Source organism: Campylobacter concisus, assembly GCF_002913045.1.
In the GTDB taxonomy this organism is placed as follows: domain Bacteria; phylum Campylobacterota; class Campylobacteria; order Campylobacterales; family Campylobacteraceae; genus Campylobacter_A; species Campylobacter_A concisus_AP.
Genome location: NZ_PPAF01000026.1, coordinates 102,471 through 124,909 on the forward strand (window position 1 = coordinate 102,471; position 22,439 = coordinate 124,909).

Annotated in this window: 24 protein-coding genes; 21 read left to right on the forward strand and 3 right to left on the reverse strand. The window is 38.1% G+C overall.

Annotated elements, in window-relative coordinates; translation table 11 throughout:
* Window positions 1-17 precede the first annotated feature (17 nt).
* The 8 genes from pheS to efp all read left to right on the forward strand — a co-directional run bounded on the left by pheS (window position 18) and on the right by efp (window position 9,839).
* Window positions 18-1,013: a phenylalanine--tRNA ligase subunit alpha gene (gene pheS / locus CYP43_RS03105; protein WP_085657680.1), complete on the forward strand. Its 996-nt coding sequence runs from the start codon at window positions 18-20 to the stop codon at window positions 1,011-1,013.
* Window positions 1,010-3,346, forward strand: coding sequence for a phenylalanine--tRNA ligase subunit beta (gene pheT / locus CYP43_RS03110; RefSeq protein WP_103582458.1), 2,337 nt, complete (start codon window positions 1,010-1,012; stop codon window positions 3,344-3,346). Before pheS ends, pheT begins: the two co-directional genes overlap by 4 nt.
* Window positions 3,343-4,620: a 3-phosphoshikimate 1-carboxyvinyltransferase gene (aroA, locus tag CYP43_RS03115; RefSeq protein WP_103582459.1), complete on the forward strand. Its 1,278-nt coding sequence runs from the start codon at window positions 3,343-3,345 to the stop codon at window positions 4,618-4,620. The genes pheT and aroA overlap by 4 nt, the downstream gene beginning before the upstream one ends.
* Entirely contained in the window at window positions 4,610-5,434 is an 825-nt protein-coding gene (locus tag CYP43_RS03120) for a 4-hydroxy-3-methylbut-2-enyl diphosphate reductase (protein ID WP_103582460.1), read from the forward strand. The genes aroA and CYP43_RS03120 overlap by 11 nt, the downstream gene beginning before the upstream one ends.
* 80 nt (window positions 5,435-5,514) lie before the next feature.
* Window positions 5,515-7,191 (forward strand): 30S ribosomal protein S1, encoded by a 1,677-nt coding sequence (locus CYP43_RS03125; RefSeq protein ID WP_103582461.1) that lies wholly within the window; start codon window positions 5,515-5,517, stop codon window positions 7,189-7,191.
* 5 nt (window positions 7,192-7,196) lie between these two features.
* Complete coding sequence (locus CYP43_RS03130; protein ID WP_103582462.1) at window positions 7,197-7,679, forward strand: hypothetical protein; 483 nt, start codon at window positions 7,197-7,199, stop codon at window positions 7,677-7,679.
* Window positions 7,673-9,253, forward strand: coding sequence for a phosphoglycerate dehydrogenase (gene serA, locus CYP43_RS03135; RefSeq protein ID WP_230853983.1), 1,581 nt, complete (start codon window positions 7,673-7,675; stop codon window positions 9,251-9,253). The genes CYP43_RS03130 and serA overlap by 7 nt, the downstream gene beginning before the upstream one ends.
* 19 nt (window positions 9,254-9,272) lie before the next feature.
* Window positions 9,273-9,839, forward strand: a complete 567-nt coding sequence (gene efp / locus CYP43_RS03140; RefSeq protein ID WP_021090997.1) for an elongation factor P — start codon at window positions 9,273-9,275, stop codon at window positions 9,837-9,839.
* 342 nt (window positions 9,840-10,181) lie between these two features.
* Here efp and CYP43_RS03145 read toward each other — a convergent pair whose 3' ends face one another.
* Window positions 10,182-10,439, reverse strand: coding sequence for a SelT/SelW/SelH family (seleno)protein (locus tag CYP43_RS03145; protein WP_258032147.1), 258 nt, complete (start codon window positions 10,437-10,439; stop codon window positions 10,182-10,184).
* A gap of 84 nt (window positions 10,440-10,523) precedes the next feature.
* Here CYP43_RS03145 and CYP43_RS03150 point away from each other — a divergent pair, with 84 nt between their 5' ends.
* The 3 genes from CYP43_RS03150 to CYP43_RS03160 all read left to right on the forward strand — a co-directional run bounded on the left by CYP43_RS03150 (window position 10,524) and on the right by CYP43_RS03160 (window position 12,418).
* Complete coding sequence (locus tag CYP43_RS03150) at window positions 10,524-11,075, forward strand: DJ-1 family glyoxalase III (RefSeq protein ID WP_103582463.1); 552 nt, start codon at window positions 10,524-10,526, stop codon at window positions 11,073-11,075.
* A gap of 223 nt (window positions 11,076-11,298) precedes the next feature.
* Complete coding sequence (locus tag CYP43_RS03155) at window positions 11,299-11,544, forward strand: RNA recognition motif domain-containing protein (protein ID WP_009294719.1); 246 nt, start codon at window positions 11,299-11,301, stop codon at window positions 11,542-11,544.
* Entirely contained in the window at window positions 11,522-12,418 is an 897-nt protein-coding gene (locus CYP43_RS03160; protein ID WP_103582464.1) for a glutamate--tRNA ligase family protein, read from the forward strand. Before CYP43_RS03155 ends, CYP43_RS03160 begins: the two co-directional genes overlap by 23 nt.
* Window positions 12,419-12,466: 48 nt before the next feature.
* Here the strand turns inward: CYP43_RS03160 and sppA are convergent, their stop codons facing one another.
* Both sppA and mqnF read right to left on the reverse strand, forming a co-directional pair.
* Window positions 12,467-13,330 (reverse strand): signal peptide peptidase SppA, encoded by an 864-nt coding sequence (gene sppA / locus CYP43_RS03165; RefSeq protein WP_103582465.1) that lies wholly within the window; start codon window positions 13,328-13,330, stop codon window positions 12,467-12,469.
* Window positions 13,318-14,535, reverse strand: coding sequence for an aminofutalosine deaminase family hydrolase (mqnF, locus tag CYP43_RS03170; RefSeq protein ID WP_103582466.1), 1,218 nt, complete (start codon window positions 14,533-14,535; stop codon window positions 13,318-13,320). The genes sppA and mqnF overlap by 13 nt, the downstream gene beginning before the upstream one ends.
* A gap of 85 nt (window positions 14,536-14,620) precedes the next feature.
* Between mqnF and aroQ the strand changes: the two genes are divergently transcribed.
* The 10 genes from aroQ to CYP43_RS03220 are packed head-to-tail and all read left to right on the forward strand — an operon-like array spanning window position 14,621 to window position 22,397.
* Entirely contained in the window at window positions 14,621-15,100 is a 480-nt protein-coding gene (gene aroQ / locus CYP43_RS03175) for a type II 3-dehydroquinate dehydratase (RefSeq protein ID WP_004317604.1), read from the forward strand.
* Window positions 15,097-16,122, forward strand: coding sequence for a M24 family metallopeptidase (locus tag CYP43_RS03180; RefSeq protein ID WP_103582467.1), 1,026 nt, complete (start codon window positions 15,097-15,099; stop codon window positions 16,120-16,122). Before aroQ ends, CYP43_RS03180 begins: the two co-directional genes overlap by 4 nt.
* Window positions 16,119-16,595 (forward strand): 2-amino-4-hydroxy-6-hydroxymethyldihydropteridine diphosphokinase, encoded by a 477-nt coding sequence (gene folK, locus CYP43_RS03185; protein ID WP_103582468.1) that lies wholly within the window; start codon window positions 16,119-16,121, stop codon window positions 16,593-16,595. Before CYP43_RS03180 ends, folK begins: the two co-directional genes overlap by 4 nt.
* A gap of 10 nt (window positions 16,596-16,605) precedes the next feature.
* Window positions 16,606-17,973, forward strand: a complete 1,368-nt coding sequence (flhF, locus tag CYP43_RS03190) for a flagellar biosynthesis protein FlhF (RefSeq protein ID WP_103582469.1) — start codon at window positions 16,606-16,608, stop codon at window positions 17,971-17,973.
* Entirely contained in the window at window positions 17,966-18,832 is an 867-nt protein-coding gene (locus CYP43_RS03195; RefSeq protein ID WP_103582470.1) for a P-loop NTPase, read from the forward strand. Before flhF ends, CYP43_RS03195 begins: the two co-directional genes overlap by 8 nt.
* Window positions 18,833-18,845: 13 nt before the next feature.
* On the forward strand, window positions 18,846-19,190 hold the full coding sequence (locus CYP43_RS03200) for a hypothetical protein (protein ID WP_103582471.1): 345 nt from the start codon (window positions 18,846-18,848) through the stop codon (window positions 19,188-19,190).
* Window positions 19,162-19,866, forward strand: a complete 705-nt coding sequence (locus CYP43_RS03205; RefSeq protein WP_021090868.1) for an RNA polymerase sigma factor FliA — start codon at window positions 19,162-19,164, stop codon at window positions 19,864-19,866. The genes CYP43_RS03200 and CYP43_RS03205 overlap by 29 nt, the downstream gene beginning before the upstream one ends.
* The gene (fliM, locus tag CYP43_RS03210; protein WP_054196277.1) at window positions 19,866-20,969 is read left to right on the forward strand and encodes a flagellar motor switch protein FliM; all 1,104 of its coding nucleotides are present in this window, start codon (window positions 19,866-19,868) and stop codon (window positions 20,967-20,969) included. Before CYP43_RS03205 ends, fliM begins: the two co-directional genes overlap by 1 nt.
* Window positions 20,959-21,807 carry a flagellar motor switch protein FliY gene (fliY, locus tag CYP43_RS03215; protein WP_103582472.1) on the forward strand — a complete coding sequence of 283 codons (849 nt, stop codon included), beginning with the start codon at window positions 20,959-20,961 and terminating at the stop codon, window positions 21,805-21,807. The genes fliM and fliY overlap by 11 nt, the downstream gene beginning before the upstream one ends.
* Window positions 21,807-22,397 carry a TIGR00730 family Rossman fold protein gene (locus CYP43_RS03220; protein ID WP_103582473.1) on the forward strand — a complete coding sequence of 197 codons (591 nt, stop codon included), beginning with the start codon at window positions 21,807-21,809 and terminating at the stop codon, window positions 22,395-22,397. Before fliY ends, CYP43_RS03220 begins: the two co-directional genes overlap by 1 nt.
* Window positions 22,398-22,439 lie beyond the last annotated feature (42 nt).

Here is a 22,439-nt window from a genome sequence, read left to right on the forward strand (position 1 = left end):
TTTATAAAGGCAAAAAATTGCAAGATTTCGTTAATAAAATCAAAAATGAAATTTCAACGCTTGACGATCTTGAGAAGGTCAGGGTAGAAATTTTTGGCAAAAAGGGCATCTTGGCGCAAGGTTTTGCAAAGCTAAAAGAGCTTGGTGAAGATGAGAAAAAGGAATTTGCAGCAAATTTAAACAAGCAAAGAGATGAACTTGGCGCGCTAATAGAAGCTAAAAAAGCTGAGCTTAGCGAGCAAGAGATAGATAACAAGATGAAAAAAGAAGCCGCTGATATCACGCTATTTAATGAGCCTGTTGCTAGTGGGGCACTTCATCCTGTGATGGCTACGATGGATAAGATAATTGAATACTTTTTGGCTCTAAATTTCTCGCTCGAGACTGGACCATTGATAGAAGATGATTTTCACAACTTTGAAGCGCTAAATTTACCAAAATACCACCCAGCAAGGGATATGCAAGATACATTTTACCTAGATGATTTTAGACTTTTAAGGACGCATACGAGTCCAGTTCAGGTGCGAACTATGCTAAATCAAAAGCCGCCTATTCGTATGATAGCGCCTGGCACGGTCTTTAGACGTGATATGGATTTAACACATACACCGATGTTTCACCAGGTTGAGGGCCTCGTGGTAGAGGATGCTGAGAAAGTTAGCTTTGCAAATTTAAAATCAATGCTTGAGGGCTTTTTAAAGCACATGTTTGGCGACGTTGAAGTGCGTTTTCGCCCTAGCTTCTTTCCATTTACGGAGCCTAGCGCAGAGGTTGATATTAGTTGTATATTTTGCCATGGCAAGGGCTGCAGAGTGTGCAAGCAGACTACTTGGCTTGAGGTACTTGGATGCGGAGTCGTTGATCCAAATGTATTTAAGGCAGTTGGCTATAAAAATGTAAGTGGATACGCCTTTGGCCTTGGCGTTGAGAGATTTGCGATGTTGCTTCATAGAGTGCCTGATCTAAGGTCGCTTTTTGAGGGAGATTTAAGATTGTTGGAGCAGTTTAAATGATAATTTCAAAGCATTGGTTAAACGAGTGGATCGACCTTAGCGACGTTAGCGGCGAGACACTTTCAAAGACATTAAATTCTATCGGGCTAGAGGTTGATAGCTATAAAGAGATAAATTTACCAAAGAGTATTGTGGTTGGCTACATAAAAAGTAGAGAGAAGCACCCAGATGCCGATAAACTAAGCATTTGTCAAGTGGATGTTGGCGGAGAGACGCTTCAGATCGTGTGTGGGGCTAAAAATGTTGAAGCTGGCCAGTTTGTGCCAGTTGCACTTATTGGCACGACTATGCCAAATGGTCTTGAGATAAAAAAAGCAAAGCTAAGAGGTATCGAGTCAAGTGGCATGATCTGCTCTTCAAGTGAGCTGGGACTTCCAAAGGTAAACGATGGAATTTTGCCACTTGATGAGAGCATCGGCAAGCTAAAACTTGGTACAAGTCTTAGCGAATTTGAGATATTTAAAGATACGATAATCGAAGTTGATGTCACAGCAAACAGAGGCGATTGCCAAAATTTACATGGCATCGCAAGAGAAATTTGTGCAGCGCTTGATTTAAATATGAAAGATAGTCACGAAGACGATGAGAGCGAAAATTTACTAGGTATTGGCAGAATAGCTTCTGTGCGAGCAGAGGATAAAGTAAATGGGTCATTTTTGTATAAGGCTTTTGAGCTAAAAGAGGGACTATATGAAAGTTTAATAACTCGCATGCGTCTAGCATTAATAGAGTGCCAAAAGACAAATTTAGTTGAGAGACTGCTTGAATACGCGACATTTTGCACGGGTGTTTTATTTAGGGCTTATGATCACGCTAAACTTGTAAGTGAAGGCGAAAAGGCTGTTTTTGATATAAAAAATGGCAAAAATGGCGAATGTGTCGTTTATTGCGGGGATAAAAATTTAGGCATTGCTGGAATTTACCAAAGTGATGTAGCAAGGGTAGATGAGAAGTCAAAAGTGATCATAGTAGAAGCTAGCTACGTAAAGCCAGATGTAGTTTCAAAAGCTATTTTTGAAAATAAAAATTTACCAAAGGGTGATCAAATTTATCGCTCAAGTCGTGGCAGTGAGCCAAATTTAGCTTATGGTGCGGATTATTTATTTAAAAGACTTGCTAATTTTAAAGATACTCTAAATCTCTTTGCTGGCTCACAGCAGTCGCTTTTAAATACCGAACCTATCACGCTTAGTATCTCTCTTTTTGAGATTAAAAATATGATCGGTCAAGATATTGCTAGAAATGATGTTGTTAAAATTTTAAAGAAACTTGGCTTTGAGATCGCGGTAAACGTTGAGCAAGAAAGCTTTAACGTAAAAGTACCGTTATTTCGCCATGATATAGTAAATTCTCACGATGTTTGCGAGGAGATCGTAAGGATGGTAGGCATAGACAATATCGCCTCAAAACCACTAAATTTCTCTGAGAAAAATAGGCTAAATAAGACATATTTTGACTATAAAAACGCCCTAAATTTAAGGCGTAGAGCAGCCGATAATGGCTTTTTTGAAAGCGTACACTATGTTTTTGATAGTGAGGACGAGCTTAGTGAGCTAAATTTTAAACCTTGCAAAGTCAAGATACTAAATCCTATAAACAACGAATTAAACACGCTTAGACCGACGCTTGTTAATCACCTTCTAAGCTCAAGCGAGAAAAATATCAAAAACTCGAAACGCTCAGTTAGACTTTTTGAGCTTGGAGAAATTTTTGATGAAAATGCAAATCAGGGCTTAAATTTAGGCTTTGTTGTGTCTGGCCTTTTAAAAGAGCCTACATTAATAAACGGCGCAAAAGGTGAGGAGGCAAATTTCTATGCATTTGCATCGATGGTGCAAAACGTCATAGGTAAATTTGAGCTAAAACCTTGCCAGGGTATCTCATATCTTAGCCCATACGAGCAAGCACACATCTATCAAAATGGCGAAAATATCGGCTATATCGGAAGAGTTGATGCAAGGGTTGAGGCAAAGAGAGATCTGCCAAGAACTTACGTCTGCGAGATTGATTTTGCGAAGCTTAAATTTGAGCCGATTTTGGCAGTGCCTTACTCTAAATTTCAAAGCACAACAAGGGATCTTAGTCTCATCGTGCCTGAAAATTTTGAGGCTGGACAAATTTATGAGTGCATAAGAGGGCTAAACCTAAAAGAGCTAAAAGAATTTTTACCAGTTGATATCTACAAAGATGCGAAACTAAATGGCTCGATCAGCCTTAGTTTGAAATTTACATTCCAAGATATGGAAAAAACGCTTGAGGATGATGATATAAACGCACTTATGGATAAAATTTTAGGTGAGCTAAAAGATAAACTAAATATCGGAATAAGATGAGAATTTATCCATTAGAAAAAAGTCTAAATTTAACTATCAACGATATTGCAGCGGATAAATCAATATCGCATAGATGTGCGATTTTTTCGCTTTTGAGTGATAAGCCATCTCGCATTAGAAACTATCTAAGAGCAGGCGACACGCTAAATACCCTAAAAATAGTCGAGCTTTTAGGCGCAAAAGTTGAGGACAATGGTTTCGAAATAACAATCACACCGCCGCAAAAGATAAAAGAGCCAAATGAAATTTTAGAGTGTGGCAACTCAGGCACAGCGATGAGGCTTTTTATGGGATTACTAGCCGTACAGGATGGCTTTTTCGTACTAAGTGGCGATAGATATTTAAACTCACGTCCAATGGCTAGAATAGCAAAACCTCTAAACGATATGGGTGCAAAGATAGATGGTGCAAACAACGCAAGCAACGCTCCACTTTGCATAAGAGGGACGAAATTTGAAAGATTTAGTTTTGAAAGCAAGATTGCCTCAGCCCAGGTAAAAAGTGCGCTTTTGCTGGCAGCTCTTTACTCAAATGGCTGCAAATTTAGTGAGCCAGAACTAAGTAGGGATCATACTGAGCGCATGCTTGCTGGCATGGGAGCTGATATAAAGCGTGACGGCCTAGAGATCAAGCTAGAGCCGATGAAAGCCTCACTTGCGCCACTTGATATAGACGTACCAAATGATCCAAGCTCGGCATTTTTCTTTGCAGTCGCAGCACTTATCATTCCGGACTCGCATATTATTTTAAAAAATATCTTACTAAATAAAACTCGCATCGAAGCTTATAAAATTCTAGAAAAAATGGGAGCTGAGATAAAATTTTACAAAACTTCAAGCAAATATGAAGATATCGGTGATATCGAGGTCAAGTACTCACCAAATTTAAAAGGTGTAGAAGTTAGCGAAAATATCTCGTGGCTCATTGACGAAGCTCCAGCTTTAGCCATCGCATTTGCCTGCGCCAAAGGCCAAAGCAAGCTAATAAATGCAAAAGAGCTTCGTGTAAAAGAGAGCGATAGAATTACTGTCACGATAAATGCGCTAAAGCAGTGTGGTGTTGATGCTAGCGAGCTTGAAGATGGCTTTATCATAAATGGTTCAGAGGCTAAATTTGCCAAGATAGATAGTCACGGGGATCACAGGATTGCGATGAGTTTTGCTGTGCTTGGACTAAAGTGCGGCATGCAGATAGAAAAGAGCGAATTTATCGCCACTTCATTTCCAAATTTTGCTGAAATTTTAAAGAAAATGGGAGCTAGAGTTGAAGATTGAGCTTGCTAGTAGTTATGGATTTTGCTTTGGTGTAAAAAGGGCGATAAAGATTGCTGAAAATGCAGGAGATGCTGCGACCATCGGGCCACTCATCCATAATAACGAAGAGATAAACAGGCTTGAGAAAAACTACAATGTAAAAACACTTGAGGGTATAGACGAGCTAAAAGATGAGAAAAAGGCGATCATCCGCACTCATGGTATCACTAAAAATGACCTTGCAGAGCTAAAAAAGACAGATATAAAAGTGATTGACGCAACTTGTCCATTTGTGACAAAGCCACAGCAAATTTGTGAAAAAATGAGCGAAGAGGGCTATGATGTGGTGATCTATGGCGACATGCACCACCCTGAGGTAAAAGGCGTGAAGTCATACGCCAAGGGTAACGTCTATGTCGTGCTTGAAGAGAGTGAGCTAGAGGATATTAAATTTAAGCAAAAGGTTGCACTTGTTAGCCAAACGACTAGAAAAGTCGAGAAATTTATGCAGATCGCAAACTACCTTATGCTTCACGTAAAAGAGGTGCGTGTTTTTAATACGATTTGCAACGCAACATTTGAAAACCAAGAGGCTGCTAAAAATTTGGCAAAAAGAGCTGACGTGATGATAATCATCGGCGGAAAAAATAGCTCAAATACAAAACAACTCTATCTAATATCTAAAAATTTCTGCGAAGATAGCTACCTGATAGAAAGTGAAGAAGAGCTTGAAAAGTCATGGTTTGATGGCAAAAATTTGTGTGGCATAAGTGCGGGTGCAAGTACGCCTGACTGGATCATACAAAAAGTCGTTGACAGAATCAAAAAAGTATAAAATTTATCCTAGCTAAAGCCACAATTAACTATAATAAGCCAATTTGCCTCTACTGGCATAATAAAATTTAAAGGATCAAGATGGCTGTGAACAAAAGTGTTCAATTAGGAAAAGCAAAAGACGAAGATATCGAAGATATCGATTTTGCTGCGATGTTAGAGGAGTCTTTTAAAAAGACTGAAGAAGATAGTGACGCAAAGATCGTCAGTATCAATGGCGATGAGGTTTTAATCGACGTTGGCAAGAAATCAGAGGGCATTTTAAATGTTTCTGAGATCACTGATGCAAATGGCAACCTGACGCATAAAGTTGGCGATACGATCAAAGTTGTAATAACTGGATCAAGAAATGGAAGACCTATAGTGTCGCACAAAAAAGCACTTAGAAAAGAGAAAGTTAAAGCTTTCATCGAAGCTTACGATCCTGAAAATTCTGGCGAAATCGACGTAAAAGTAGTTGGAAAAAATAAAGGTGGCTTTATCACTCAAGATGTAAATGGGGTGGAATTTTTCTTACCAAAAACTCACAGTGGCTTTAAAAATGCTGAAGGAGTAATTGGTAAAACATATAAAGTAAGAGTTATAAAAATTGATAAAGAAGAAAATAGTATAGTTGTCTCTAGAAAGAAAATTTTAGATGACGACCGCAAAAAGCGTAAAGAAGCTCTATCAAGCATAGTAGAAAATGATAGCGTTATAGAGGGTACAGTTAAAAAAATCACAACTTATGGTATGTTTGTTGATGTTGGCGGCGTGGACGGACTTGTTCACTACAGCGAGATAAGCTATAAAGGCCCAGTAAACCCTAGCTCACTATATAAAGAAGGCGATAAAGTTTTAGTTAAAGTTATCAGCTATGACAACGAAAAACGCCACTTGTCTCTATCTATCAAGGCAGCTACTCCAGATCCTTGGGAAGAGATCATAAATGATGGACTAGAGGTTGGTGACACTATCAAAGTTACAGTTAGCAATATCGAGCCTTATGGCGCATTTGTTGATCTTGGAAATGATATTGAAGGATTTTTACATATATCTGAAATTTCATGGGACAAAAATATCAAAAATCCAAAAGATCACATTAATGAAGGTCAAGAGATCGATGTTGAGGTTATTGAGATAGATGCAAAAGGACATCGTCTAAGAGTGAGCCTTAAAAATTTACTTCCAAAGCCATTTGATGAGTTTAAGGCAAAACACAAAGAGGGCGACGTAGTAAAAGGCGTTGTGACAACTATCACAAATTTTGGTGCATTTGTTAGAGTAGGCTGCGTTGAGGGCTTGTTACACAATGAAGATGCATCTTGGGATAGGAATGACAAGTGCAAAGATATGTTTAAAGCTGGTGACGAGCTTGAAGTAAAGATCATCAAAATCGATAGTGCTGAACAAAAAGTTTCACTTAGCCTAAAAGATCTAAAACAAAGTCCAGTTCAAGCATTTGCTGATAAATTTAATGTAGGTGATATCGTAAAAGGAACAATTCGCGACATTAAAGACTTTGGCGTATTTGTAGAGCTTGGTAATAACGTTGATGCGCTGATCCGCAAAGAAGATCTAGGTAGTGTAGATGTTAGCACACTTAAGATCAGCGATGAGATCGAAGCAGCTATCGCATTTATCGATGAGAAGAAAAATAGAATACGCCTAAGTATACGCCGTTTAGCAAAACAAAAAGAGCGTGAAGTGTTAAATGAGATCAATGATAATGATGATAAAGTAACACTCGGCGATATTATAAAAGAACAATTACTTTAGTTTAAATGGGCAGACGCGTACTTTTATTAGTAGTTGTCCTGCTATTTGTAATATTGGGTTTGGTTGGAATTTCTCTTGTTAAATTTGCAAGTGTAAATTTCAGCCAGATACATGAAGAAAATATCACAAATGAGCAAAATTTAACCAAAAACACGACCAGCAATACCAACTGGATGAGTGAGCTAGCAACTATTAGAAAAAAAGATTATGTGCTGCCTGTAAATGAAATTTTTATAGAATACAACCGACCCAAAATAGAAAAGCCAAAGATTACTGCATATGAGCTTTTGATAGATAAAAATGATATCTATTCAATGTTTTGTTTGATGCAGACTTTAAGAAAAAGTGAGGTCGATTTTACTGTTGTAAAAGATGGTGCAAAAAGCCAGATATTTTTAAATACTCAAGACTCTAAGCTTCTACAAAATATCATTTTAGAACTAAGAGTTTATGATATCCACTCAAGTGTGAGAGAGGTAAAATTATGAAAACTATCATTGTTTGCGATGCGATACATCCAGTAGGTTTTGAACTTTTAAAAAAAGAGCAAGATATAAACGTAATAGACGCAGTTAATACTCCCAAAGATGAACTTTTAAAAATTTTAGGCGAGGCTGATGTTGCTATAACAAGAAGCTCAACTGAAGTAAACGAGGCCTTTTTAAACGCTGGTAAAAAACTAAAAGCTATCGTTAGAGCTGGTGTTGGTGTAGATAATGTCGATATAGAAGGATGCTCAAGGCGTGGCATAATAGCTATGAACGTTCCAACTGCAAACACTATTGCCGCGGTCGAGCTAACAATGGCGCATATGCTAGCTTCAGCTAGATCCCTTGAATACGCTCATAATGATCTAAAGCTAGATAGAATCTGGAAGCGTGAGAAATGGTATGGGGTTGAGCTTTTTAAGAAAAAGCTTGGCGTGATCGGCTTTGGAAATATTGGCTCGAGAGTAGCTGTTCGTGCAAAAGCTTTTGGTATGGAGATCATCGCTTATGATCCATATATTGACCCATCTAAAGTTATCGATATGGGCGGTACTTATACTAAAAATTTTGATGATATTTTAGCATGTGATTTTATCACGATACATACGCCAAAAACTAAAGAGACGACCAATATGATAGGCGCTAAAGAGATCGCAAAAATGAAAGATGGTGTAAGACTTATAAATTGCGCTAGAGGTGGTCTTTATAACGAAGAAGCACTTTATGAAGGACTAAAAAGTGGCAAAATAGCATTTGCTGGTATTGATGTTTTTACAAGAGAGCCAGCGACTGATCATCCGCTTCTTGATCTAAACAATGTAAGTGTCACCCCACATCTTGGAGCAAATACTCTTGAATCACAGCGAAATATCGCAGTCGAGGCAGTTGAACAAGCTATTTTGGCAGCTCGCGGTATAAGCTATCCAAATGCATTAAATTTACCTATAAAAACAGAAGATCTACCGCCATTTGTTGAGCCTTATATTGATCTTACAAGCAAGATGGCGTTTCTTGCTGCACAGATCAATAAAAGCGCGATCAAGGCTATCCGCATAGAGACTCATGGGCAGATTAGCGAATATGCAAATTCAATGCTAACTTTTGCAATCGTGGGCGCCTTAAAAGAGAGTCTTGGTGATGCGATAAATTACGTGAATGCTAAATTTTTATGCGATGAAAAAGGCATAGTGACTGAAACTAGCCTTGGTGGAGATAGTATTTTTAAAAATAAAATCACCGTTCGCTTAACTACCGAAAATGGCATTGTAACCGTAGGTGGAACGGTATTTGGTGAAAATCAGCAACGCATCGTAACGATAAATGGATTTAAGACCGACTTTAAGCCAAAAGGTAAGATGATCATCTTTAAAAACCATGATGTGCCAGGCGTTATTGCTCAGATTAGTAAAATTTTAGCTGATGAAAAGATTAATATCGCAGACTTCCGCCTTGGTAGAGATGATCACAATATGGCACTTGCTGTCATCTTGGTTGATGAACATATAAAAGCAGAAACGTTAGAGAGGCTAAACGCACTTGAAGCTTGCGTTTGGGCTCAATACGCAGTTATATAAAATTTTGAAAGGATAAAAAATGGCTTCATATTCAATGGGCGATCTAAAAAAAGGGCTAAAGATCGAGATCGATGGCGTTCCTTATAAAATCGTAGAATATCAACACGTTAAACCGGGCAAAGGTGCAGCTTTTGTTCGTGCGAAAATCAAATCTTTTATCGACGGAAAAGTGCTTGAAAAGACTTTTCACGCAGGTGATAAATGCGAGCAACCACATCTTGAAGAAAAAGAGATGCAGTATCTTTATGACGATGGTGAATATTGTCAGTTTATGGATACGGTTACTTATGAGCAAGTTGCTATTAGCGATGAGGATGTGGGTGATGTAAAAAAATGGATGATCGATGGCATGATGGTTGAAATTTTATTTCACAATGGCAATGCGATCGGCGTTGAAGTGCCACAAGTAGTTGAGCTAAAGATAGTTGAGACTCCACCAAATTTCAAGGGTGATACGCAAGGTGGTAAAAAGCCAGCTACTCTTGAGAGTGGTGCGGTAGTTCAGATACCATTTCACGTACTTGAGGGTGAGGTTATCCGTGTGGATACTGTTCGCGGCGAGTATATCGAGCGTGCAAATAAATAAAGCAGTTTAATCTTTCTTACTAAATTTACGTTTAGTAAGCCTAATGTTTAGCTAAAGTCATTATTTAAAAAGTATTGACTTTAGCAAAAAACTTCATTTCTACATTGTAAAATTTCAAACAGTGTTAGCTTAGAATACACAAAATTTTTATATTTTATAAAAATCCAAATATAACCAAATATCAGCTCATAAAATATTTAAAAATCAAAAAAATATAAGAAAATGAAAATTCTTAGCGAGATAAGTAAATGTTTTAACTATAAAATTTTTATATTAGGATAGTAGAGCAGTAAAGTTAAAAATGGGAAAAAACGAGACGGTTTCCCGTCTCGGTAGCTAGCATTAAGCCGACTTTTCTTTGAGATATTTGTTTATAAGAGTTGTGATCTCTTCACCGTGAGGAAATCTCGCTTCATCATTTCCGATGCGATCTTTCTTAGAAAATATAACATTTCCATCAACCTCGACGATGAAATTTCCACCATCACCTACAACCTTTTCGACTCTTGCATCACTAAAGTTCGCTTTTATTTCATCTTCTACACGAGAAGCTACCGGACGATAGTTTCAAGAGTTGCAGTAAATAATTTTTACTTGCATGCTCTGTCCTTTCTTGTGAAATAAGCCAACATTATATAGAATTTTACTTAACAAATAAAACATATTATTGTAAAGGATAAATTTATGAAAAAAGTTGCTGTGATTTTAGCTGATGGATTTGAGGAGATAGAAGCACTAACTTCTGTTGATGTTTTACGTAGAGCTGGAGCGATAGCTTCTATTGTTGGGCTAAATGACGTAAACATCAAAGGATGTCACAATATAAGTGTAAAGGCTGATGTGACACTTCGCGAGATGAAAGAGCTAGACTACGATGCGATCGTCCTTCCTGGCGGACTTCCAGGAGCTAGCAATCTAGCAAATGATACAAGACTCAAAGCAATCTTGCAAAATTTTGATAAAAGCAATAAGCTTATTTGTGCTATTTGTGCTGCTCCTATGGTACTTGAGAGTGCTGGTGTACTAAAAGATCATTTTGTTTGTTATCCAGGATTTGAAGAAAATGTAAGAAGTGATAAAAGGGGCTATGATAACGGCAAGAGTGTATTGAGGGATCAAAATATTATTACAGCAAAAGGTCCTGCTTTTTCAATGGAATTTGCACTTTTTATAGTTAAAAATTTACTTGGTGATGAAGCATATCTTAAAGTAAAGAATGATTTACTTTATAAATAGCTTATAAAGATAAAATAATTTTTTATTTAATTATTCTTTTTAAACTTAAGGTTAGATCTTGTTTAGTGATAGTTATAGAAGCTCTATATATACGAGTTTGTAGCTTTTAAGAATATTTTTCAAAAAAATATAATAAATTTTTGATTTTTTACATCTTTTTGACGAAAATTAGCTATTATCACACTAACCGAATAAATCGGTAATTTTTTTAAGGAACACTCCTGTGAATATTTATGTAGGAAATTTGTCGTATAGGACGACAGAGGCAGAATTAAAGGAAGCCTTTGCACAATTTGGTGAAGTAAGGCGAGCAAAAATAGTAAAAGATAGAGAAACTGATCGCTCAAAAGGCTTTGGCTTTGTTGAAATGGACGATGCAAACGAGGGACAAAAAGCCATAGACGCACTAAATGAAAAAGAACTAGGCGGACGTACTTTAAGGGTAAATGAGGCTAGACCAAGGGATTAATGACTATTTGCCACCAAATGGTGGCATAGCATCCCGCATAGCTCCTACTCCTAGTGGTTTTTTGCATGCTGGCAATGCTTATAACTTCATCCTAACTTATCTCTTGACACGTTCGGTAAGTGGCGTTTTGCACTTACGCATCGATGACTATGACCTTGGTAGATACCGGCAAGAATTTGTTCAAAATATCTTTGATGTTTTAGAATTTTTGGGGCTTGAATACGATAAAGGTCCAATTAGTGTAAGTGACTTTGAACGTAATTTTAGCTTCAAAGTAAGAGCTAAAAGATACGAAGATGTACTTGAAAAACTGGATGAAATTTATATCTGCGAATGTTCTAGAACTACAAAGAATGCCTATGAAAATGGCATTTACACTAAAATTTGTAAAAATAAAAACCTAAAATTTATAAAAGACAAGACCGCTATTAGACTAAGCGTAAATGAGGGTGATCCTATTGGTAAGCTTGTGGCAGAGCAAATGGGCGATTTTGTGATTTACAAAAAAGATTTTACCCCTGCTTACAACTTTGCAAGCGTGATAGATGATGAAGATATGGGTATAAATTTGGTTGTTAGAGGCGAGGATCTAAAGGCTTGCACGCTAGCTCAAAGATACCTTGCAAAAAGGCTAAATTTTAGCTTTTATGATGCTAATTTTATTCATCATAAGCTACTTTTAAAAGATGGCAAAAAGCTCTCAAAAAGCTCGAAATCACCACCAATTAATCTAAAAGATAGCCCGCAAATTTATTACAAAATTTTAGCAAATGATCTTGGGCTGGACATCAAATCAACAGATAAAATTTCAAATCTACTTTACGAGTTTAAGCTAAAAAATATAGCCAAAAAATTTTTGCAAAGCATGAGCTAAATTTATACTATATATGCAGTTTATCGCCGCCCTGATCTTTTGCTTTGGTTATTTAAGCTTTGTCTCAAAAAATGCACTAAAAAGCGAGTTTATGCCTTGCTTTGTAAATTTCTCCATTATCTTTTCTATCTGCGGTTTTTCTTGCCAGACTGGCTCATCTACGAGGCTCATTTTAGCTAGCTCGTTTTGAGCGTCTATGTAGCTGCCAAGGCTATCAATTAGCCCCATTTTTAGGGCATTGTGCGCTAAAAAGACCCTTGCGTTTGCCCACTCATCTTTTTTCTTGATATCTAAATTTCTAGCCTCTGCCACGTCACTTACAAATAGCATGTAAGCATCATTTACGAGCCCTTGTAAGCTCTCACGCTCTTGCTTGCTCCAGCTCCTCATAAAGGTGCCAGCCTCTTTAAACTCGCCAGCCTTCACCACCTGCTCGCTCACGCCTAAGTTTTTGGCTAAATTTTCGATGTTTGCCCCTTGCATGATGACGCCGATCGAGCCGATGAAAGCGCCCGGGTTTGCTACGATAGTGTCGGCATTTACGCCAGCGTAGTAGCTGCCACTCGCCATGTTGCCAGCTGCGTATGCGAGTACTTTTTTGCTCTCTTTTAGTCGCTTGACTGTCATAGCTAGCTCCACGCTCGGGCTTAGCGCACCGCCTGGGCTGTCGATGTAGAGCAGCACGCCTTTGATGTTGTTATCCAGCCTTGCTTTTTCGAGCGCATCTAAAATTTCGCTTGTGTCCATTATCGTGCCTGTGATGTCGATGCGGGCTAAATTTGGCTCTTTCATCTTGCCATCTGGCGCAAATACGAAAAATAAGATCAGTAAAAATATGAGTGCCTTAAAGTAGTTATTGATAAATTTAAAAATTCCCAAAATCCCTTTAAAAATAAGCCTTAAAATTTGCAAATTTTGCCTCCGATATATAGTTTTTTAGCCTCGTTTGTGTGAAGTATGAGCTGAAGTATTAGCTCGCTATCATCGCACTCTAGGTCGCTATAGATTGCGATATCAGCTTCGCGTCCCGCCTTTATCTCGCCGTTATTTGTCCTAAGTGCCTTTGCTCCACCATGCGTTGCAGCGACAAAAAGCTTGGTGGCAAGCTCATTTAGATCAAGGCTCGCGTGGGTAAAAAGGGCAGCTCTTAGTTCATGCCAAAAATTTAGGCTTATATTTGAGCTAAGGCCGTCTGTGCCGATATTTAAGCTGACATCATTTTTAAAAATTTCTTTTAAATTTAGCGCCTTTTTGCCAAGCAGTCTGTTTGAAACGGCGCAGTGTGTCACGCTGTGATGGGGCTTAAATTTAGCAAAATCGCTCACATAAACGCAGTGTGTAAATAGAGTATTTATCTCACGAAACATCGCAAAGTAGCCATTTGCGTCATACATCGGCTTTGGATCTTGGCTAAATCTTAAAAGATGCTTTTTAAAGCCACCGCTGCCGTGCTCTAGCCACTGCTTTTCAGCATTGCTCTCTAAAAAGTGCGTGCTAACAAGAAGATCGTCTTTTTTAGCTATCTCAAGGGCAGCTTTGGCGAGCTTTGGATGCACAGAGTAGGGCGAGTGCAGCGAGATAGCCGGGGTAAAATTTTTACTTTTATAGCCTTTTACTTTCTCAAATTTAGCTAAGAAATTTTGCAAATTTTGATGAGTCATCTGCTCGCTTGAGCCCAAAATTTCACTAAAAAGTATGACTTTTAGCGGACTAGCGGCTAAAATTTCAAGCTCAGAGCCAAAGCTAGAGATCTCGCCAATGGTGCAAACTCCACTTTTTAGCAGCGAATTTATAGCCCCACTCATCGCTTTTTTAGCGTCCATTTTAGCTAGCTCGCCGCCTTTATCGACGATAGAGCCAAGCCATTTTATAAAGTAGCCATATTTTAGTGTGCTAACGTTTGAGCTAAATTCCAAATGAACGTGCGAGTTTATAAAGGCTGGGGCGATCACGCTGTTGCCAAAGTCACAAATTTTTGCCTCTTTAAATTTCTCAACCGCTGCTTTTTCGTTTAAAATTTCTAAAATTTTATCATTATCAATGACAACACAAGAATTTCTTAAGATTTTTGGATTTTCTCCGCCAGTGATGATCTTTTTTGCTTTTAAAATTTCCACATTTGAGCCTTAAATTTTTGTTATTGTAGCGAAAATTTAGGAACGAAAATGTATAATTTGGGCTATTTAATCAAAAAGGAGTGACATGGACAAGAAGCTAAAAATAATGGTTATCCAAGGGCCAAATATCAATATGCTTGGCGCTAGAGAGCCAGGAATTTACGGCGTTATGAAGATGGAGGACATCCACTCTCAAATGAAGATCGTTGCCGATCAAAATGACGTTGAGATCGAGTTTTTTCAAAGCAACCTTGAAGGCGAGCTAGTCGATAAGATCCAAGAGTGCTTGGGCGATGCTGATGGCATCATCATAAACCCTGCTGCTTACACTCACACATCTATTGCTATCCGTGACGCGCTAAGTGCGGTTGCGCTACCAGTTATCGAGGTGCATATCAGCAACGTTTATAGAAGAGAAGAGTTCCGCCACAAAAGCCTTATCGCACCAGTTGCAGCAGGCCAGATCGTGGGCTTTGGACCAGTTGGTTATCATTTAGCAATGATAGGCATGCTTCAAATTTTTGAGCAAATCAAAGCAGTAAGAGCAAATCAAAAAGCACAATGAATTTCATCTTAAAGGACGAAAACGCCGTATTTTACGAGTGTGGCTACAGCTGCGACAATGAGTTTTTGCTATGCCTTGATGGCGTAAAATACTTTTTTACGGATGCGAGGTATTATTTTGAGGCAAAAAGCTGCGTAAATTCAGGCGTGGTCGTTCTTTTAGCGCAGAGAAATTTAATAAGCGAGGTCAGGGCATTTTTAAGAAAGATGAAGCCAAGTAGCCTTGCTTTTAACCCTGAAGAGCTAAGTTTAAGCGAGTTTAACGCGCTTAGCAAAGGTTTTAAGATAAATTTCAAGCCAAAGGCAAATTTTTCTAGGCTAAAGAGAATTTGCAAGAGCGAAGATGAGATAAAAATTTTAAAAAAGGCTAGCGAATTTGGAGCAAAATGCTTTGATGAATTTGCTAAATTTGTGCGTGAAAATGGCGAGGGAATGAGCGAAAAAGAGCTTCATTTTAACGCCTCACTCATCTTTAGGCAAAAAAACGAGCTAGGTCTTAGCTTTGATCCGATCGTGGCGATAAATGAAAACGCCGCAAAGGCGCATGCGCTGCCTGGGGATAAAATTTTAAAAAAGGGCGATTTGCTGCTACTTGACGCTGGGGTTAAATTTAAGCGTTACTGCTCTGATCGCACCAGAACTGCTTGCTTTGATGAAAATTTTAATTTCTCAAAGGAGCAAAAATTTAAAAACGCCAAAATGCAAGAAATTTACGAGATCGTAAAAGAGGCTCAGGCTGCTACGATAAAGGTCGCTAGAGCTGGCATTAGGGCATGTGAGATAGATCTTGCGGCAAGAAATGTCATAGCAAAGGCTGGATATGAAAAGGCCTTTTTTCACTCGACAGGACACGGCGTTGGAGTCGATATACACGAGCTTCCAGTCATCTCAGCAAGGAGTGAAACGCTCATAAAAGATGGCATGGTCTTTAGCGTGGAGCCTGGAATTTATCTAGAAAATGAATTTGGCGTACGCATAGAAGACGTGGTGGTCGCAAGAGAAGGCGGGTGCGAGATTTTATGAAGCTAGCTGGAGCAAGAAAGATCGTAAAAAGCCGTTTTTGCCCTAGTTTTTTTCATAAAAGAGATGAGTTTAAGTATGAGGCGCTAGTTGGCATGGGTGGCAACATTGGCGACAGCGCAAAGAGGTTTGATAGATTTATAAGAGCGATTACAAGTGATAACAGGTTTCATGTAGTTGAAGTCTCGTCGATCCTTATAAATGCGGCGTTTGGCTACGAAGCACAGGATGATTTTAGTAACGCTGTTATAAATTTACAAACATCTCTGGGGCCTAGAAATTTACTAAAAATTTTAAGACACTATGAGAGTAAATTTAAGCGCGTGAGGACATTTAAAAATGCGCCACGCACGCTTGATCTAGATATTTTGTATTTTAGTAAAAAAGTCTATAAGACGCCGCGCCTTATCGTGCCACATCCTGGGGCTGATAAGAGGCTTAGCGTGATCGTGCCACTAGGGCTTATGAGAGGTTAAAAGGATATAAATGGCTACAAAATTTCATACTTTTACAGGTGAGAGCACCATTGAAGCTTTAAAAAAAGCTCAAGAGGCGTGCGGCGAGAAGGCCATACTTGTTACAACAAAGCAAATTCAAGCCAAAACGATAAATAAAAAGCCGCTTTATGAAATTTTAGTAAGCGTTGAAGAAGACGACGTTAAACAGCCTCCAAAGCCAAATGCAAAAGCCATAAACTACGAAAATGCCTATTCTAAATTTAATAAAAACTATGAACCTGCTAAGCCAAAATTTGAGATAAAAGAAGAGCCGGCTAAATTTGAGGCAAAGACAGCATCGCCCGAGCCTTACGATCCAAACGAGAGCGTGCTTTTAAATATCTCAGCTGCTGCAAAAGAGATAAGTACAATCGCAAATGTAAACATCGATGATGTCAAAGATAAAGAGTCAAGCATACCAAGCGGCATGAATAAAAAAATAGACGATGTGGCAAAGCAAGTAAGTGCGCTAAGCGAGAAAATAGGGCTGATAACTGACATGATCTGGGACGAGAAAGCACCAAATCGCAATAATCTTTCGATCCCGCCGGAGTTTGCTAGCATCTATAAACTCGCAAAACAAAGCGGCATGAAAGAGGAGCATCTAGAGGCTATCATGCAAACGACGCTTGAAAATTTACCAGTTTCGATGAAGAGCAATCCAACTGCTGTAAAGAGATATTTCTACTCACTCTTACGCAATATGCTACCTTGTAGAAAAGAGCCAAGCGATAAAAAACAACGTATCATGATGCTAGTTGGTCCAACCGGAGTTGGTAAGACGACGACTCTTGCAAAGCTAGCTGCTCGTTTTGCTTACGGTAATGAAAAACGCTATAAAACGGGTATCATCACGCTTGATACATACCGTATCGGAGCGGTTGAACAGCTATTTCAGTATGCAAAGATGATGAAGCTACCTATACTTGATGTTATCGAGATAGATGACTTTCAAAATGCTATCAAACAGCTTAATTATTGTGATGTGATACTTATTGATACGACTGGAAATTCGCAGTATGACAAAGAAAAGCTTGAAAGGCTTGATAAATTTTTAAAGCATAGCGGCGCAAAGATTGATGTAAATTTGGTCCTTTCGGCTGGCTCAAAGGTTGAGGATCTGATAGAAATTTATAATGGGTTTTCATTTTTGGATATTGACACGCTGATAATCACCAAATTTGATGAGACAAAAATTTTTGGCAATGTCTTTTCGCTGATATATGAGACAAACACGCCAGTTAGCTACTTTAGCGTGGGTCAAGAGGTGCCTGATGATCTTGTGGAGGCAAAGAGTGAATTTTTAGTAGAGTGCGTGTTTGACGGCTTTACAAAGCAAAAGGCTAGCGATGAATAATCAAGCGCAAAAATTACAAAGTTTAGTCCAGTCTCAAAGCAAGAGCAAAAATACGCATTTTATTGCGATAACTAGCGGTAAGGGTGGTGTTGGTAAGAGTACGATAAGCGCAAATTTAGCAAATGTTTTATCAAAAAATGGCTACAAAGTAGGGCTGTTTGACGCTGATATCGGCCTTGCAAACCTTGATGTCATCCTAAATGTAAAAATGGGTAAAAATTTACTTCACGTGCTAAAAGGCGAGTGCAGCCTAAAAGATATTTTGATACCTATAAATAAAAATTTGATACTCATTCCTGGCGAAAGCGGCGATGAAATTTTGAAATTTAACAACCAATTTTTATTTGAGAGGTTTTTGGATGAGGCGAGCGAGCTTGATGAGCTTGATTTTTTGATCATTGACACCGGAGCTGGCATAGGCGGTAGCACACAGCTGTTTTTAGAAGCGGCTGATGAGGTCGTGGTGGTAACTGTGCCTGATCCTGCAGCGATAACCGATGCATACGCCGTCATAAAGATCGTCTCAAGGTTTAAAAATAGTGAGCTTTTGCTTTTAAATATGGTAAAAAATGAAGCAGAAGCGACTAGAATTTATGAAAATATCAAACGTGTTGCTAATGCAAATATCGGGTCTAGCTTAAATTTAGAGCTTATAGGATTTGTGGCTTCTGATAAGAATGTTTCAAGAAGTATAAAACAACGAACGCTTTTTACAGACGATGCTGCTTATGCTGAGCCTAGTACTCAGATAAAACAGATAGCTTCGAATTTACTTTATAGGTTGGAACGAAAAGTGCTTAACGATGAGCAAAGCAGGAGCTTTGGGGGCTTCTTTAAGCGTTTGATAGAACAATTTTAATGGAGATTGAGCTTTGCGTGCAGAAAATTTTATAGCATTTTTTACGGTTTGTGGCTTTTTTATAGGTATAGTTTTTACCTTGTTAAAGGTGAGTGAGCCTATCGAAATGCTAGTTTATACACTAGTTATTACTTTGTTTTTTTATCTTATAATTCACATTGTTATCATGAACTACATCGATGTGAAAAGGGCTTTAACTAAAATTTTTGACAAACAAAAACACGAAGAGATCGCAGACTATCTCATCTCTGAGCTAAATACTAGAGAAAAGCGTATGGAAAATATAATGGTAAAAATGACTGCTGAAAATTTTGATTCTGGTAAACGAAATGCACGAGTTAAAGCAAAAGCAGCTTAACGCTTATAAAAATACGATAAAAAAGGAACAAGACGAGATCGTCTTAAAATATATGCCAGCACTGCGTGCAATGGCGTTTAGGCTTAAAGAGAGGCTGCCATCAAGTATAGATACAAATGACCTAATAAGCATTGGCGTTGAAGAGATGATAAAACTTAGCAGGAAGTATGACAAGGAGCAAAATGACTCTTTTTGGGGATATGGCAAAAAGAGAATTTATGGCTCTATGCTTGATTATCTAAGAACGCTCGATGTTGTTAGCAGAAGCGATAGAAAGCTAGTAAAGAGCATAAATAGCGAGATAGATAACTACTTTAATGAATTTGAAGAAGAGCCAAGCGATGAGTATTTGGCCGAAAAGCTTAATGAAGATATTGAGAAGATAAGAGAGGCAAGAGGCGTTAGCGGTATCATTACTATTTTGCCAATAGACGAGCAAATGGAGCTAATTGGTCAAAATGATGTCGAGAAAAGTATTGAGAGAGAGGATCTTATTTTAAAAATAGAAGAAGCTTTAAAAGATTTTGACGAAAGAGATCAGATGTTGGTTCAGCTTTATTATTATGAAGAGCTAAATTTAAAAGAGATAAGCCAGATCATGAATATCAGCGAGAGTAGAATTTCACAAATTCATAAACGTTTGCTTGATCGTATCAGGCGTAGCTTGGGGGTTTAATGGCTGATATTTTAAGTCAAGAAGAGATAGACGCGCTACTTGAAGTTGTTGATGAAGACGGCGATACGAGTAATATCGAGGTTGAAGAGAGATCGCAAGGCGAACAAAAGCAGATTATTATTTATGATTTTAAGCGTCCAAACCGCGTTAGTAAAGAGCAGCTTCGCGCGATAAAAGGTATCCATGATAAGCTTGCCAGAAATTTGGCTAGTCAAATTTCTAGTGTGATGAGAAGCATTGTCGAGATCAGACTTCACAGTGTTGATCAAATGACTTATGGCGAATTTTTGATGAGTTTGCCAAGTCCAACTAGTTTCAATGTCTTTTCTATAAAACCGCTTGATGGAAACTGTGTTTTGGAGATAAATCCAAGCATTGCTTTTCCGATGATAGATCGTTTGCTTGGCGGAACTGGTGAAAATTTTGAGGCAAATAGAGAGCTAACAGACATTGAAGTAAATTTGCTTGATGCGGTGCTTAGAATGATCATGCAGCGTCTTAAAGAGAGCTGGTCAATGATAACTGATATGTACCCAAATGTGGAGGCCAAAGAGAGCAGTCCAAATGTCGTACAGATCGTCTCTCAAAATGAGATTGTTATTATGGTCGTTATGGAGATCATAGTTGGTGGCTCAAGCGGTATGATAAATTTATGCTATCCAGTCATCTACCTTGAGCCGATACTCTCACGCCTTGCAAACAGAGACATTATGCTTGGTGAAACAAGTGCAAAAAAAAGTAGAAACAAAGAGCTAAAAACACTTATCGGACGAGCAGAAATTTTATATGAAGCCATACTTGGCAAATCGATCATCAGCGTAAATGAGTTTTTAAATTTAAAAGAAGGCGATATTTTAAGGCTTGATAGAGGAGCTGATGATAAGGCGATCGTTTGTATCGATAAAAAAGAAGTTTTCTTAGCTGAGGTTGGGCTTCATAGATTTAGAAAATCTATAAGGATTGAGCAGTTAATACGCTCTGATAAAGATGAGATCAAAAATATCTTAGAAAAATACGAAGAAGAGCGAAAAGCAAAGCTGATGGCGTATGAAGCTAATGAGCGCAAAATGGAAGAAGAAGAGGACGACGAAGATGATGAATGATTTTTTTAATATATTTTCTAATGAATTAAAAGCTACTATCGAAGGACTTACGGGCAGAGCTCCAGAGGTTGGTGAAAGAAATGAATTTGACGCACCAACGCAAAATGGTATAAAACCGCCGGTAGTGATGGCCAATATCTCTTTAAGTGGCGACCTCAATGCTAAAACAGAGATAGTATGTACTCCAGTTTTAATAAGTGCCATTAGCGAATGGATGATGGGCGAAGAGGAAATTTCAAAGAATGAAAATTTAGGCAGTGATGAGCTTGACGCCGCAAAAGAGATATTTTCAAATCTTTTTAGTGCTTTTAGTACATCCTTGGGCGCTCAAAAGGGCATGCCAAAGATAAATTTTGAAGTAATAAATGTAAATTTTTTAGATGAAAATTCTTCGCTTGATTTTAGTGTTTATGAAAAGCTATTTTTATTTAATGTAAAAATCGAAGATCTAAGTGAGCATATCGGTTTTGCTTGCGATCATTCGCTAATGAAATTTTTTGAGCCAACAAAGACTGAAACACCAGCTGCACCAGCGAGCACTCCTCACGTAGCTAAGGGCGATTTTAGCGCTGAAGAGATGAGAAATATCGGTCTTATAATGGATGTTAGGCTGCCTATTCGTGTTCGTATCGGCTCAAAAAGAATGCTCTTAAAAGATGTGCTTACCATGGATATTGGCTCAGTTATCGAGTTAAATCAATTAGCAAACGATCCACTAGAAATTTTGATCGGCGATAAGGTAATAGCTCTTGGCGAAGTGGTGATAATAGATGGAAACTTTGGCATCCAGATCACTCAGATAGGCTCAAAACGCGAGAGGCTTCAACAGTTAAAATAATGAATGAATTAGTTAGCGATCTTTTAAATTTTCCAAACGTCTTAAAATATAAAAATAAAAATGTTACCTTCTTTGGCTCGGCTAGATTTGATGAAGAAAATTTCTACTGCAAAAAGGCTTATGAACTAGCTTATAAGCTAAACGAACTAGGATACGCCATCTTAACTGGTGGCGGAGACGGCATAATGAGAGCCGCGAACAAGGGCGCATTTGATAGTGCAAAATCGCCAAGCATAGCCTTAAATGTGAGACTTCCGTTTGAACAAAATACAAACCCTTACGTCACAGCAAAATATCTCTTTTCAAATTTAAGCCCAAGAAAATTTGCACTCACCGATCGTTCAGTCGCATTTGTCGTCTTTCCGGGTGGCTTTGGCACTCTTGATGAACTTTTTGAAATTTTAGTACTTGCTCAAGTTGGTAGCAAAAAAGTAAAAATTTTTCTTTTTGGGAGTGAGTTTTGGCAAGGGCTTGATGAGTTTATAAAAAATACGCTAGTTAGCCAAAAAACAATAAAAAAAGAAGATATAAATTTATACAAAATCACCGATGATTTAGAGCTTATCGCAAACGAAATTTTGACTATTTAAAAATAAGATATAAAATATCCGCTTTTAAATTTCAAAGAGGTA

Coding starts and splice junctions, on each gene's coding strand:
- pheT (WP_103582458.1), top strand. CDS start 1,010: ATGATAATTTCAAAGCATTGGTTAAACGAGTGGATCGACCTTAGCGAC.
- efp (WP_021090997.1), top strand. CDS start 9,273: ATGGCTTCATATTCAATGGGCGATCTAAAAAAAGGGCTAAAGATCGAG.
- aroQ (WP_004317604.1), top strand. CDS start 14,621: ATGGACAAGAAGCTAAAAATAATGGTTATCCAAGGGCCAAATATCAAT.
- folK (WP_103582468.1), top strand. CDS start 16,119: ATGAAGCTAGCTGGAGCAAGAAAGATCGTAAAAAGCCGTTTTTGCCCT.
- aroA (WP_103582459.1), top strand. CDS start 3,343: ATGAGAATTTATCCATTAGAAAAAAGTCTAAATTTAACTATCAACGAT.
- fliY (WP_103582472.1), top strand. CDS start 20,959: ATGATGAATGATTTTTTTAATATATTTTCTAATGAATTAAAAGCTACT.
- CYP43_RS03130 (WP_103582462.1), top strand. CDS start 7,197: ATGGGCAGACGCGTACTTTTATTAGTAGTTGTCCTGCTATTTGTAATA.
- CYP43_RS03160 (WP_103582464.1), top strand. CDS start 11,522: ATGAGGCTAGACCAAGGGATTAATGACTATTTGCCACCAAATGGTGGC.
- CYP43_RS03220 (WP_103582473.1), top strand. CDS start 21,807: ATGAATGAATTAGTTAGCGATCTTTTAAATTTTCCAAACGTCTTAAAA.
- CYP43_RS03180 (WP_103582467.1), top strand. CDS start 15,097: ATGAATTTCATCTTAAAGGACGAAAACGCCGTATTTTACGAGTGTGGC.
- CYP43_RS03125 (WP_103582461.1), top strand. CDS start 5,515: ATGGCTGTGAACAAAAGTGTTCAATTAGGAAAAGCAAAAGACGAAGAT.
- CYP43_RS03150 (WP_103582463.1), top strand. CDS start 10,524: ATGAAAAAAGTTGCTGTGATTTTAGCTGATGGATTTGAGGAGATAGAA.
- CYP43_RS03195 (WP_103582470.1), top strand. CDS start 17,966: ATGAATAATCAAGCGCAAAAATTACAAAGTTTAGTCCAGTCTCAAAGC.
- fliM (WP_054196277.1), top strand. CDS start 19,866: ATGGCTGATATTTTAAGTCAAGAAGAGATAGACGCGCTACTTGAAGTT.
- flhF (WP_103582469.1), top strand. CDS start 16,606: ATGGCTACAAAATTTCATACTTTTACAGGTGAGAGCACCATTGAAGCT.
- CYP43_RS03205 (WP_021090868.1), top strand. CDS start 19,162: ATGCACGAGTTAAAGCAAAAGCAGCTTAACGCTTATAAAAATACGATA.